The sequence below is a fragment of the Desulforhopalus sp. genome (assembly GCA_030247675.1).
In the GTDB taxonomy this organism is placed as follows: domain Bacteria; phylum Desulfobacterota; class Desulfobulbia; order Desulfobulbales; family Desulfocapsaceae; genus Desulforhopalus_A.
Window position 1 is genome coordinate 69,897 of record JAOTRX010000008.1, and the last position, 13,500, is coordinate 83,396.

Consider the following 13,500-nt stretch of genomic DNA (forward strand, 5'->3'; position numbering starts at 1 on the left):
TGTCTTTACTCGATATATTCTCGTTGATTATTATTGCCGAGCGAACAAAGCACCTCATAGCTGATGCTCCCCATCCATTCGGCCAGATCCTCAGCGGTGATTTGCTCACCGCCCTGACAACCCATTAATACCGCTTCGTCTCCGGCACGGACACCTTCTATGCCGGTGACATCAACCATGCACATATTCATGCAGACCCTGCCGCAGACCGGCACCCTTTGGCCGCCAATCAGCACATGGCCGCGATTGGAGAACAGCCGCGAATACCCGTCCTCATAGCCGACCGGTAAAACCGCCAGGGTCGTTGGCCGCTCGGTATGGTAGGTGTGTCCATAACTGACCCCAGTACCGGCGGGGATGGTCTTCACCTGCATGACTCGGGTTGTAAAAGACATCGCCGGGAGTATTCCCAAGGTATCGTCGTGGTCATCAGCCAAGCGACCCGCCGGATGATAGCCGTACAGGGAAATACCACTACGCACCATCTCACAATAGCTGGCGGGGAAGTTAAGCACTGCCCCGGAATTTGCAATATGCCTGATCCCGGCGAAGCTGCTTTTTGCTTCCCGGCATACCTCGGCAAAGGTCGCATAACCTCGTGCCGTGCTTGCAGCTCCGGGCACGTCCGCCTCCGGAAAGTGGCTCATGATCCCGGTGGGCCTGATTCCCTGCAAAGACGCTATCCCGGCGAGAAAGGCCGGAACCTCATCAGGCAGCAGGCCTAAGCGGCTCATTCCGGTATCAACCTTGATATGCACGCCGATCTCCCGCCCCAGAGCCTGCGCCGCGCTTGAGAGGATGGCGGCAGTTTCATGACTGTAGATAACCGGCACCAGATCATAACGAAAAAGCAGTTCCGCATCCTCGGGCAAGAACCCGAGGGTGACATATATCGCCCCGCCAACCCCCGCCTCCCGGAGGACAACGGCTTCACGCAGCTCAGCCACACCGAAATTCTCGCATCCCGCATCTGCAAAAACTTCGGCGGCAGCTACCATACCGTGACCGTAGGCATCCGCCTTGACCATCGCCATGACCGACACTTCCGCCCCGGCTGCCTTACTGATCACCTGATAGTTATGGCGGAGGGCACGCCTGCTTACCTGAATACAGTTAAAACTCCGTACATTCATATTGGTGCTTGATTGTCGCCGGCGATTATTGTTTGAGCCATTCCCGCCAGGCGAGCCTGCTGGAAAACAGCAACGCCCAACCGATGGTAAGGTAGCAAAAGCAGAGGAACTGAACAGGAATGGAGGAGTCCCGCAAAATAACACCCAAACTCATCATGCACAACACCAATAACCAGGTCCTGATCGAGTAAACCGCACCGAGACAGGTACCGTCGGCCTTTTTGAGAATACGATCAATGCCGCGTCGCGCCGATTTATCGAGGATGTAAAAAGATTTTACGCTGCCGGCAAAAATCCCGGCAAAAACGATGAGGGGCTGACGGTCGGCGAGATACATCCAGCGGTAGCCGCCCTTTACCAGCAGAAACAGACCAATTATCGTCCACAAACAGGCCGAGGAGAGCAGCAGGGTATTTCTTCGCACCGCCGGCTTAAACCGAGCTATCCCTTTCATCATCTCACCTCTTCGCGGATCCGCGCTCCGAAGGTACGCCAACGCGCCCCCAACCCACGATGTCCATTGAGGAAACTTGTAAAAAAATCGTCGTGCAGATGCTCAAAACACTTTTTACAAGTGATTGAAAAAGAAGAAGCCCATCCCCTGTGCAGGAGATGGGCTCGCATTCTCGAAAAAGTGCAGCGTAATTAGATTTCGTTTACGGTGATGGCACCTTCGGGGCAAACTTCAACGCAGGTCTCACAACCGAGGCACTCATCGGCCTCTGCAGGCTCGGCTTTGCCGTCTTGCATCTCAAAAACCTGAGCAGGGCACGCTGCAACACATTCCTCGTCACCGCTGCACTTGTCTTTATCAACTATTACTTCAAACATAATTCACCTCCAAAAGTGAGATTCAAAAATAAGTATTCATGATACTTAATCATCAGTCCGAAACTGTCCCGAACCCGTTAATATGTGATCTATGCTGTAATTCACGGCCAGATTTTTGTCAAGCAAAAACGGCGCCCGACCGGAAAGCAATTGTGCCCGGCAGCAATAGTTTATGTGTAATAATTTCATTATCTTAATCGACAAGCAATAATTACCTACAAGAAAGGATCTGACACATATGTCTTGACCGGTCAGCATTATTTTCGCTATAGTGGGGTCACTTTTACCAAAAACTCGAGACATTCACCTCCAACCGGTGCAAAACGGCCGGATTCAGTACTTCAACAAATTTCACCCGTGAAGAATTCCCCCCACATGAAAGAGAAAAAGAGTAAAAAAGTCATCCAAGTAGAAAAACGCGAACGAGCCATGATTGAAGGAATCTTAGAAGGCAGCCCGGATGGTATCGGTGTCGTCGTGGTGCGGCTGGAATGTGGTTGCCGCAAGATGGCTGCCATAAGCAAGGACGGTGAACCGGCCTCGAAAATCATCATGTACCGGGATATGGCCAACTCCATCTGCGATAAGTGCAAGGAAGACAACGGTGATTTCATGCGGGTCAGCGAATCCTTCATTCATTGGGTAGAACCGGCCCCAAGCGCAGAAGACCAACAAAAAATAAGCCTGAAGGTACTCGGGTCCAATACCGCCAATTAAGACTAGGAGGGCAATATCAGGCCCTCCACCATCCGGTCCTTTTTCGTTATTCGACACCGCTCCACAAATTTCTCCGCCCATTGCGATGTACCATCGGCATGGACATGGGTATATAAAGCCAGGACATTTTTATACACCAGGCCGTCACGACCATTCATAAAGCCAGTTCCTCTAACCATCTGCAGGGCCAGCTGATCGTCCGTTCCCTGCCAGTCGATAATTTTCGAATAGCGAAACTCATGCCCCTTCACCTCCTCGCCAAGGTTGTAAAAGCTGTTTTCTCTGTCGACCAGAAAGGTTGAATAGCCATGAGCCTGCGGTTTTTTGGCCATGCCGAAACGCACCGGAAAGACACCCGCCAGGGGGAATTCCTCCCCGCCCATGACTATCGAGGTGCCAAGGTAGATAAGCCCGCCACACTCGGCATAAACCGGCAGACCATGGTCGGCGGCCGCCTTCACCGACTGGCGGAACGCGGTGTTGGCCGCCAGTTGCCGGGCCCCGGTTTCCGGAAAGCCACCGCCGATATAGAGACCGTCAATGTCCGGCAAGGCCGCGTCCTGCATGGCATTGATATACACGAGGGAGGCCCCCTGCCGCTCCAGGGCCTCAAGGTTTTCCGAATAGTAGAACTGGAAGGCCGCATCCTGCAGCACACCGATTTTCACGGAAGGTTGCCCAACAACCTGTCCCTCGCCATCGGCTTGTGATGAGCCGGCTAAGGGTACCATCAGCGCCTCCAACTTATCGAGGTCAATACTGCCCTCGACCAAATCAGCGAGATACGCAAGGGCTTCATCGCTGTCGCCATACTCCTGATGGGGAATCATCCCCAGGTGACGCATCGGAAAGATATCCCTTTTCAACCGCGGCACCGCACCAAGAACTGGAATTCCGGTATATTTTTCAACCGCCTCGGTAATCAGCAGGCGCTGCCGCTCGGTGGCAATGCGGTTCAAAACAACCCCCCTGATGTCCAGCTCTTCATCGAATTTCTGGCATCCCAGCACCAGAGCGGCTATCGTCCGGGTAGTCTTGGTACAATCGACCACCAGGACAACCGGCAGGCCGAGGGCAAGCGCCAGATCAGCTGTAGAATAGCCGCCATCGACATTGACCCCGTCAAACAAACCTCTATTGCCTTCGACAATAACCACATCGGCCGCAACTGACCTTCGTGCAAAGGAATCGACAATTGCCTCCGGCGTCATCAGATACGGGTCAAGATTGTAACACTTCCGTCCTGCCGCCAGCTGCAGCCAGCCGGCATCGATATAATCAGGACCCTTCTTAAAAGGAACCACTGTTTTGCCTCTGCGGGCTAGGGCCGCGACGATCCCCACGGCAACCACACTTTTGCCCGACCCCCCGGAAAGCCCGGCTATGACTATTCCCTTTCTTTGCATGTCCAACTGATTCCTTTTCGCAGCATCACTGATAAAGCCGGGAGTATCCATCCCGGGCTACCTAGGCCTCGATTTTGTTAATGTTCCGCCTTATTATAAAGAGCCCATGCCTCGGCGTAAAGCCCGTTCAAACGCTGCTCAAGGAGCAGCCGATATTCCTCGATGCCTTCCGCCTTCAGTTCTGAAGGGACAAAGATCGGTTCACCATAATAGAAATCAACGCGGGAAAACGGCTTGGGGATAACTGTCCGGTCCCAGGAACGGACAGTGAAATACCGATTAGCCGACCACAGCATCGGCAGGATTGGTGACCCAGTCCGGGAAGCAAGAAGAATCGCCCCCGGCTGGGCTATCCGCGGTGGTCCCTGGGAGCCATCGGCAACCAGGGCGCAATTGCTGCCGCCGCGAATCGCCCGAAACAGCACCTTCAGGCCTTCAACACCTTTGTTGTTTCGCGATCCGCGCGCCGCCGTAAAACCAAACTGCTGGGCTAGCCGGGCGATATACTCCCCATCCCTGCTGGCGCTGACCATGGCGGTAACCGGGTAGCCGCGGATGAAGTAAAAAAAATAAATGATTGAATAATGCCAGAACGAGGCCACCACCGGTTGCCCGGTCGTCTTCGGATCGAGGAAAAAATGCACATTATGCAGGCGCACCCGGCAGGTGCAAAACCAAAGCCGGATAAGCAAGGCAAGCGTTACCGGCACTATCCGCAACAGAATACTATTCAACACCCCTTCAGTCATCCGAGTTCAATCTCCATTCGTCGCAACTTTTTAATGCGATCGCGCAGTTCCGCCGCCCGCTCAAAGGCGAGTTCCTTTGCCGCGGCGCGCATCTCCGTCTCCAGTTTACCAATCTCTTTTTCCAGGTCTTTTATCGACGAAAAGTACGGCACCTCCTCGGCGGTGGCCAGCAGATTCTGCTGATACTCCTCGACAATATACCCGGAATTCTTCAGGTGTTGCTGCATCGAATCCTTGATCGAGGAAATGATGGTCTGCGGCTCGATGCCGTTCCGGCGGTTGTAGTCTTCCTGGATTCGCCGTCGCCGCTCGGTTTCGTCAATGGTGTAGCGCATCGAACCGGTGATGGTATCGGCATACATGATCACCATTCCCTCGGAGTTACGGGCGGCTCGGCCACAGGTCTGGATCAGCGAGCGCTCGGAACGGAGAAAACCTTCCTTGTCGGCGTCGAGAATAGCGACCAGCGACACCTCCGGGATGTCCAGACCTTCCCGCAACAGGTTGATGCCAATCAGGACATCGTATTCTTTATTGCGCAGATCGCGGATCAACTCAATCCGTTCCAAGGTTTTGATATCCGAGTGGAGGTAGCGGACCCGTATGCCGAGTTTTTCATAATAGTCGGTGAGGTCCTCGGCCATCCGTTTGGTCAACGTCGTCACCAGCACCGCCTCGCCCCGGTCGGCACGGATGCGAATTTCCTCAAGAAGATCATCTACCTGACTGACCGCCGGACGAACCTCGATGCGCGGATCAAGAAGGCCGGTGGGGCGAATCACCTGCTCGATTACCCTGCCCTCCGCATGTTCCAGTTCATAGCTACCTGGTGTTGCGGAAATATAGACGACCTGGTTGATGCGCTTGACAAATTCGTCAAAGCGCAGGGGCCGGTTGTCGAGGGCCGAGGGAAGCCGAAAGCCATAATCAACGAGGGTTTGCTTGCGGGAGCGATCGCCGTTGTACATGCCGTTCAACTGGCCGATGGCAATATGGCTTTCATCGATAAACAGCAGATAATCCTCCGGAAAATAATCGAGAAGGTTGGGTGGTGGCGCCCCCGGTTGCTTGCCGGTGAGATGCCGGCTGTAATTTTCGATGCCGGTGCAATAGCCCAGTTCGTGGATCATCTCCAGGTCGAACATGGTGCGCTGCTCCAGGCGCTGCGCCTCCACCAGGCGGTTGTCCCGGTGGAACTCCTCCAATCGCAGGCGAAGTTCGTCCTTTATCGTCGCCTCGGCCTGTTGTAACCGGTCCTTGGAGGTGACGAAGTGGCTGCCCGGAAAAACGGAATATTCCTGCAGGCGCTCCAGCACCACCCCGCGCAGGGGATCGATTATCGCCAGTGACTCAACGGTATCACCAAAAAAATCGACCCGAATCGCCCGTTCTTCCTCGTGCACCGGGAAGATATCGAGGACATCGCCACGCACCCGGAAGGTCCCGCGGTGGAAGGACATGTCGTTGCGTTCATACTGCATGAAGACCAGGCGACGCTGCACCTCCTCGATCGGATAGTCTTCGCCCACCCGCAGGAACAGGTGCATATTTTTATATTCATCCGGCGAGCCGAGGCCATAGATACAGGACACCGAGGCAACGATCAGCACATCCTGACGGGTCAGAAGGGAGCGGGTGGCCGAATGGCGCATCTTATCGATGGCTTCATTGATCGACGAATCCTTTTCAATATAGCTGTCGGATTGCGGGATGTACGCCTCCGGCTGATAATAGTCGTAATACGAAACGAAATATTCCACCGCATTGTGCGGAAAAAGCTCCTTAAATTCACTGAACAGCTGCGCGGCCAGGGTCTTATTGGGGGCAATGACCAGGGAGGGCCGCTGCACCTCGGCGATGACATTGGCAATGGTAAAGGTCTTGCCGGAACCGGTGACGCCAAGCAGCACCTGTTCGCGAATTCCGGCTCGCAGACCGTCGGCGAGTTGGGCGATGGCCTCGGGCTGATCGCCGGCGGGCTTAAACTGGGTTGTCAGCTGAAAAGGAATGTGCATGGAAATCTCAATCTTTAATTCAATCCGTTTTTACAACGCCGCCCATACTAACAAAAGGGTAAGGGTAAATCTACCTTTCGCGCCTGGCAAGAGAAGGACAAGAACAACAAGCGCTGCCGGATGGCAATGCAAATGGGTAAATGCCTACAGACCTCCCATCTCCCAGGTTATACAGTCTTCAGGACAATTTTTGATGGCCTCATTGACCAGATCCTCAGGGTACTCGGCGCATTCGAGCACCTCCATCATGCCGGTGGAAGGATTGTAGGAGAATATACCCGGGGCGATTTCGATGCAACCTTTGCATTCGGTACATCTGCCAAGATCTATTGATGGAAATTTTTTCATTGGTTTCTTGTTCCCTTCAAAAGGGAGGTCCCTGGTCGAAGGACTTCCCGATAGTTTTTTCCCATAGTTTTTTCGACTAGCTTTTCGAGATAACTCTACTATAGTAATTATTCCTAGTAATCAATACTCAGTGATCCTAATAATACCAACAATACGGAGATGTAATGAGCACTACTGAACTTGCCAAAGGGATTTATTCGGTTGGGGCCGTCGACTGGGACGTCCGCGACTTTCACGGCTACTCCACCTATCGGGGAACTACCTACAATGCCTTTCTGATCATTGATGACAAGGTCACCCTCTTCGATACCGTCAAGAGATCCCACACCGCGGAGTTGCTGCAGAATATCAAGAAGATAATTGATCCGGAAAAAATCGACTATATCGTTGTCAACCACGTTGAGATGGACCACTCCGGAAGCCTGCCGGCAATGATGGAGCTGATCAAACCGGAGAAGCTGATCTGTTCGCCAATGGGTCAGAAGGCCATTGTCGACCATTTCCACCGGGAAGACTGGCCTTTCGAGGTCGTCAAATCAGGCGATGAGATCAGCATCGGCAAACGGACCATCCACTTTATTGAAACAAGAATGCTGCACTGGCCCGATTCGATGTTCAGTTTCATAAAAGAGGACGGCATTCTCTTTTCCAGCGATGCCTTCGGCCAGCATTATGCCACCAGCGAACGTTTCGACGACGAGGTGAATATGGCCGAGGTCATGCACGAATGCGCCAAGTATTACGCCAACATCCTCTACCTCTATTCGCCGCTTATCAAGAAATTGCTGGCCGCGGTGGCCGCCATGAACCTCGACATCAAAATGATTGCCCCTGACCACGGCATTGTCTGGCGGACACATATGGGTAAAATCCTGGAAGCCTACGATCGTTGGAGTAATAACAAGGTCAACAAAAAGGTTCTGGTGATCTATGATTCCATGTGGCATTCGACCGAGCACATGGCCCATGCCATTGAATCGGGGCTCAGGGACACCGGGGTCAGCACCAAATTGATCAACCTCAAATACCATCACCGCAGCGATGTCATGACCGAGGTGCTTGATGCCAAAGCCATAGTCCTCGGTTCGGCAACCCTCAACAACGGCATGTTGCCGCGCATGGCCGATTTTCTCATGTATATGCGCGGCCTGAAGCCAGCCAACAAGTTCGGTGCATCCTTTGGTTCCTTTGGCTGGAGCGGTGAGGCGCCAGGCCTGATGAAGACCGCTCTGGAGGAGATGCGCGTTGAGGTTATTGAAGAAAGCCTGCGGATGAAGTATGTCCCGGACGAGCAGAAACTTGCGGAATGTGTCGAGTTTGGCCAAAGAATCGGCAAACGGGTCATTGACAGTCTGGCAGAATAAAGGGAGAAGGAAACACATGAAGAGGATGTCTCAGCACAAGATTCTCGTATCCGGAGATTCCTATGAACACTGCTGCGACCACCTTCATAAGTTTTTTGACCTCACCTCTCTGGTCATCTACGACTGCATCGAGGCCCGGAAAGAGCACTCCTTTCCAGGCCTCGACAATGCATTTTTCAGCGAAATTGCCGCAGCGGAAGAACGCAACCGCAGGATGGTTGATAGTTTGATTGCCGATCTTCAAAAGGCTGGCATCGAAACATCTGCCAATCTTCGGGACATTCCCCAAGGCTATGTTAGCAAGACCCTGCACATTCTCGCCCATCTCCTTGACGGCTTCATCGGCATCGACTCCTACTTCTATAATATGCTCGACGACAGCCACTGGCTGCCGGCCAAGACCCGAACGGCCATCCAGGAAAATCCCGGCCATTACTGGCTAATTCATATCGACTGCTATTCAGCCTCCCCGGAAGAAGCCGGCCTGCTACGCCTTTAATGCTATTGGCGAATGTATCTTGTGACGGCAACAGCGATGCGAATATGGTAACGATTTACCAGAATTATCAAGACGAACCAGCAGATGTCTTCCTTCCCTTACCGGAGGAACTGGCCTGCGACTTTTATGCCCTTGAGATGGAGAATTTCTCGGAGGACTGCGACTTCTTCGAGCAGGTTATCCCTAAAAGCGGTGTAATTCTCGAAATGGGCTGCGGCACCGGCCGAGTCGCCCGCCATCTGGCACACAAAAACCGGCCGGTTACCGGGATTGATATTTCCCTGCCCATGCTGCGGCTTGCTGTGCAACACCGGCACCCCCATTGCTCATTTCTGTGTATGGACATGCTGGCGCCGGCCTTCCGGAAATTCTTCGATACCATCCTCATCCCCTACAACACCCTGAACCTGTTCACAAATCCAGCCAACATTCGGCGCTGTCTGCTCGGCTGCCGGGCCAACCTGCAGAGAAAAGGCAGGCTTGTCATTCAACTTTACATTCCCACCACGGATTTTCGGGAAAACCACCGAACAACCTTCCAGTTTCAGATGTTCAACCGTCCGGGTGGTGGCCGCCTCATAAAAGAGATTCTCACACGTTACCAGCCGGAATCACAAACGGTACAGCTGGAGGACCGCTTTCGGGTTCGCCCTATGCAGCAGGGAATTGCCAATGAGGACTACCAGGTGTTTTCTTCCATTGCCGGCTTTTCCCTTGGTGAGTGGATGGCCTTTTTTGCCGCGGCCGGTTTCACTGCGGAGCACATTTATGGAAATTACTCCTGCGGCTCATATGATCCGACGGGGTCATCCTGTTGCCTTCTTGTTCTCAAACGCCAATACATTTGAAAATAAATTTCCTTCTTGACCTACATCAAAGATACTGAGACAATTAGCAGGTAATCTCCCATCATAATGATTGAGAGATGAGCGCAATTTGCTTGTCCCAATCGCCGCTCCACCCAAGTTAAAGCCTATTACCAACGTATTCACTCAACGAATACCAACCCTTGCCACAGGAGAAAACAATGTTTTGTAATCAATGCGAACAAACTGCTCAGGGAATTGCCTGTACCAAAATCGGCGTGTGTGGAAAAACTGACGAAACCGCCGCACTGCAGGATTTACTCACCTTTGCTGTCCAGGGCCTGTCTCTGGTTGCCGAGGAAGGCCGGAAAAAGGGCGTGATCGATGCTGCGGTCAATCGTTTTACCGCCGAGGCAGTCTTTGCCTGTCTTACCAATGTTGACTTTGACCCTCTTCGTTTCCAAGCCTGGCTCACCAAGACCGTTGAGCTGCGTGAGGCATTGAAAAGCAAGGTGCAGGCAGCCGGGGGCAATGTCCAGTTTACAGCTCCAGCCGCCGCCTTCACCCCCGCGCCAACCGTCGACGGCCTGGTAGCCCAGGGTCAGGCTCTTGACTTTATGAACAGTCTCGACGCCAACCCCGACCTCCGTTCGTTGAAGCAAATAGCCGTATACGGTATCCGCGGTCTGGCAGCCTATGCCGATCATGCGGCAATCCTCGGCAAAGAAGATGATGCCATTTATGCCTATATCCACACAACCATGGCAGAATTGACCAAAACTGGTCAGGATCTGGGCCAGCTGGTCGGCATTGTATTGAAATGCGGTGAGGTCAATCTCAAGGCCATGGAACTGCTCGATGCCGGCAACACCGGCAACTACGGTCATCCCACCCCCACCGCCGTACCGCTTGGAGTAAAAGCCGGCAAGGCCATCTTGGTATCCGGACACGACCTGCGGGATCTCGAACTGCTCCTTAAGCAAACCGAAGGCAAGGGAATCAACATCTACACCCACGGCGAGATGCTGCCCACCCACGCCTATCCTGAGTTGAAAAAATACAGCCACTTCTTTGGTCATTTCGGTACCGCCTGGCAAAATCAGGCAAAGGAATTCCCGACCTTCCCGGGGGCAATTCTCTTTACCACCAACTGCATCCAAAGACCTGCCGACAGCTATAAAGCCAATGTCTTCACCACCGGTTTGGTTGGCTGGCCCGACCTGGTACATATCGGTGCCGATAAGGATTTCACCCCGGTAATCAAACGTGCCCTGGAACTGCCCGGCTTTGCCGCCGATGTCGACAAGGGTTCGGTACTGACCGGTTTTGCCCGCAACACCGTCCTCGGGGTTGCCGACAAGGTTATCGAAGCGGTGAAAAGCAAGGCCATCCGCCACTTCTTCCTGGTCGGCGGCTGTGACGGCGCCAAACCGGGCCGCAACTACTACACCGAGTTTGTCGAGAAGGTCCCGGCGGACTGCATGATCCTCACCCTGGCCTGCGGCAAATTCCGCTTCTTCGACAAGAAGCTCGGCGATATCGGCGGCATTCCTCGCCTCCTTGATGTCGGCCAGTGCAACGATGCCTACTCGGCGATCCAGATTGCCGTGGCCCTTGCCGGTGCATTTAACTGCGGCGTCAATGACCTGCCGTTGTCCATGGTCCTTTCCTGGTACGAGCAGAAGGCGGTGGTAATCTTGCTGACCCTGTTCAGCCTCGGGATCAAAGACATCCGCCTCGGACCCTCCTTGCCGGCCTTCATCACCCCCAATGTCCTCAATGTCCTGGTTGAGAACTTTGCGTGCAAACCAATTGCCGCAACCCCCGAGGAAGACCTGAAAGCTATCCTCGGATAATTATTCGGTGGACTAGCAGGCATTCGGGGCGGGGTATTTTCATACCCCGCCCTTTTTTTTTGCCCTCGTCAGAACCTTTTGCCATAATTCGAATTATTTTCAAATCAGCAAAAAAAAGATCGCAACTTGACCAAGATCAAAGAACTTCCCCCCGCTTGTGGTACTCTACAATCATCAACAGCACGAATAGCGCTGCAGGCGGGCCGGCTCGAATCATCGAGCTGAATCGCATCAACCTTGTATCCAATCACCTTAACCGGGAGGAAGTTATATGCAAAGTGTACGAAAAATTATCAAAATCGATGAAGAATTATGTAATGGTTGCGGTCAATGCGTACCAGATTGTGCCGAAGGTTCTCTGAAAATCATCGACGGCAAGGCACGCCTGGTCGCCGACAAACTCTGCGACGGCCTCGGCGCCTGCCTGGGTTCGTGCCCAACCGGGGCACTGACCATTGTCGAACGAAAGGCCGATGAATTTGATGAACATGCCGTAGAGGAATATCTTGCCGCAGAGAAGAAAAAGGCGGCACAGGCCCCGCCGAAGACCATGGATTGCGGCTGTGCATCAAGCCATATCCAGTCATTCAGGCCTCTGGCCCAGGCGGCACCCACACCTTGCCAATCGGCGAATATCCCGAGCAAGATAGCGGCGGCTGCAACGGGAGGCTCGGAGTTGAGCCACTGGCCGATCCAGATCCGTCTCATTCCGCCGCACGCGCCATTCCTACAAAATGCCGATGTTCTCGTGGCAGCCGACTGTACGGCGGTTGCTGTTCGCGGATTCCAGGAAAAATATCTGGCCGGCAAGACGGTGATGATGGGCTGCCCCAAATTTGACGATGCTGAAAGCTATGTCCAGCGGTTCGCGGAGATTATCAAGACCTGTAATCTGAAAAGCCTGACGGTGTTGATTATGGAGGTTCCGTGTTGCTCAGCCATGAACGTCATCATCAAAAAGGCCATGGAGGCGGCAGGGAAAACCGTGCCGGTCGAGCAGATCACCATCTCCACCCGGGGCGAGGAAATCACCCGGAAAATCTGGTGAGAAAGTAGCATTCCCCTGTTCCTGATCTTGTCCCTCGGAACAGGGGATCTCTATGCATCCCAGTGCAAACGAATCCCCTGCGGAGACTCCGAAACTCTCACGCCAAGGGCCTGCAATAATTGAAAGAAAGGTCTGCCAAAATAGAAAAGTTCGTCCGCGACCTTCAGCTGGTAATCGTTGACAAGTCGCATTCGAAAACGCATCTCTTCCCGCGCTTTTTTCTCCAAGGCTGTTTTTACCATGCCGGATACATTACCGCCGTCGCGGTACAGCAGCTCAAGATCATCGCAGGGACAAATCCGCTCATGCTCCCGCAGGGCCGGCAAGAGGAAATGATCCTCCTCCAGGATGTCGAAACGGCTCAAGGTGTCCTTTTCAACCAGGGCAAGTATTTCTTCGGTGTCCCAGCATTTCAAAGTCCGACAGGCCTGAGGCCGGTGCTCGTAGATAGTACAGCCCTTGTCCGTGTCATAATAACAACAATCCCATTGCCTGCCTGAGCCGGTTATTTTCACCAACTCGACGGACACCGGCTGAACAGCTCCGGTTACCGGATTATGGGCCAACTCCCCCTTGCGGATAGTTATCAGGGCGCTGATGGGGAGTTTGCCACTCCTGATTAAAGGGAGATCTTCTTTATGCAGGGCCGGCCCCCCCTGCTCACAGCATTTTCCGCACCTTTCACAACCTCTGTCCTTTGTTGTCATCACTTATTCCACGCCATAACC

General features: G+C 53.4%; 14 protein-coding genes. 6 read left to right on the forward strand and 8 right to left on the reverse strand.

Features of this window, described 5'->3' with window-relative positions; all coding sequences use genetic code 11:
- Positions 1-5 precede the first annotated feature (5 nt).
- From alr to OEL83_16510, 3 genes are all read right to left on the reverse strand, one after another.
- Positions 6-1,133 carry an alanine racemase gene (alr, locus tag OEL83_16500; protein MDK9708644.1) on the reverse strand — a complete coding sequence of 376 codons (1,128 nt, stop codon included), beginning with the start codon at positions 1,131-1,133 and terminating at the stop codon, positions 6-8.
- A gap of 25 nt (positions 1,134-1,158) precedes the next feature.
- On the reverse strand, positions 1,159-1,590 hold the full coding sequence (locus tag OEL83_16505) for a hypothetical protein (GenBank protein MDK9708645.1): 432 nt from the start codon (positions 1,588-1,590) through the stop codon (positions 1,159-1,161).
- A gap of 188 nt (positions 1,591-1,778) precedes the next feature.
- Positions 1,779-1,964 (reverse strand): 4Fe-4S binding protein, encoded by a 186-nt coding sequence (locus tag OEL83_16510; protein ID MDK9708646.1) that lies wholly within the window; start codon positions 1,962-1,964, stop codon positions 1,779-1,781.
- A gap of 375 nt (positions 1,965-2,339) precedes the next feature.
- Here OEL83_16510 and OEL83_16515 point away from each other — a divergent pair, with 375 nt between their 5' ends.
- Positions 2,340-2,681 carry a hypothetical protein gene (locus OEL83_16515; protein ID MDK9708647.1) on the forward strand — a complete coding sequence of 114 codons (342 nt, stop codon included), beginning with the start codon at positions 2,340-2,342 and terminating at the stop codon, positions 2,679-2,681.
- Between the two features lie 2 nt (positions 2,682-2,683).
- Here OEL83_16515 and OEL83_16520 read toward each other — a convergent pair whose 3' ends face one another.
- The 4 genes from OEL83_16520 to OEL83_16535 form a co-directional block, all read right to left on the reverse strand.
- The gene (locus tag OEL83_16520) at positions 2,684-4,138 is read right to left on the reverse strand and encodes a cobyrinate a,c-diamide synthase (protein MDK9708648.1); all 1,455 of its coding nucleotides are present in this window, start codon (positions 4,136-4,138) and stop codon (positions 2,684-2,686) included.
- A 26-nt stretch (positions 4,139-4,164) separates the two neighbouring features.
- Entirely contained in the window at positions 4,165-4,836 is a 672-nt protein-coding gene (locus OEL83_16525) for a lysophospholipid acyltransferase family protein (protein MDK9708649.1), read from the reverse strand.
- Positions 4,833-6,851 carry an excinuclease ABC subunit UvrB gene (gene uvrB, locus OEL83_16530; protein ID MDK9708650.1) on the reverse strand — a complete coding sequence of 673 codons (2,019 nt, stop codon included), beginning with the start codon at positions 6,849-6,851 and terminating at the stop codon, positions 4,833-4,835. The genes OEL83_16525 and uvrB overlap by 4 nt, the downstream gene beginning before the upstream one ends.
- Positions 6,852-6,995: 144 nt before the next feature.
- On the reverse strand, positions 6,996-7,199 hold the full coding sequence (locus tag OEL83_16535) for a ferredoxin (protein ID MDK9708651.1): 204 nt from the start codon (positions 7,197-7,199) through the stop codon (positions 6,996-6,998).
- Between the two features lie 164 nt (positions 7,200-7,363).
- On the opposite strand from OEL83_16535, the gene OEL83_16540 reads away from it, so the two are divergent.
- From OEL83_16540 to OEL83_16560, 5 genes are all read left to right on the forward strand, one after another.
- Positions 7,364-8,563, forward strand: coding sequence for an FprA family A-type flavoprotein (locus tag OEL83_16540; protein MDK9708652.1), 1,200 nt, complete (start codon positions 7,364-7,366; stop codon positions 8,561-8,563).
- Positions 8,564-8,579: 16 nt separating this feature from the next.
- Positions 8,580-9,062, forward strand: a complete 483-nt coding sequence (locus tag OEL83_16545; protein MDK9708653.1) for a hypothetical protein — start codon at positions 8,580-8,582, stop codon at positions 9,060-9,062.
- 44 nt (positions 9,063-9,106) lie between these two features.
- Positions 9,107-9,910: a class I SAM-dependent methyltransferase gene (locus OEL83_16550; protein ID MDK9708654.1), complete on the forward strand. Its 804-nt coding sequence runs from the start codon at positions 9,107-9,109 to the stop codon at positions 9,908-9,910.
- A gap of 179 nt (positions 9,911-10,089) precedes the next feature.
- Positions 10,090-11,724 carry a hydroxylamine reductase gene (gene hcp / locus OEL83_16555; protein MDK9708655.1) on the forward strand — a complete coding sequence of 545 codons (1,635 nt, stop codon included), beginning with the start codon at positions 10,090-10,092 and terminating at the stop codon, positions 11,722-11,724.
- Between the two features lie 271 nt (positions 11,725-11,995).
- Positions 11,996-12,772 carry a 4Fe-4S ferredoxin gene (locus tag OEL83_16560; protein MDK9708656.1) on the forward strand — a complete coding sequence of 259 codons (777 nt, stop codon included), beginning with the start codon at positions 11,996-11,998 and terminating at the stop codon, positions 12,770-12,772.
- A 50-nt stretch (positions 12,773-12,822) separates the two neighbouring features.
- Here OEL83_16560 and OEL83_16565 read toward each other — a convergent pair whose 3' ends face one another.
- Positions 12,823-13,479 carry a YkgJ family cysteine cluster protein gene (locus OEL83_16565; protein ID MDK9708657.1) on the reverse strand — a complete coding sequence of 219 codons (657 nt, stop codon included), beginning with the start codon at positions 13,477-13,479 and terminating at the stop codon, positions 12,823-12,825.
- Positions 13,480-13,500: the final 21 nt, after the last annotated feature.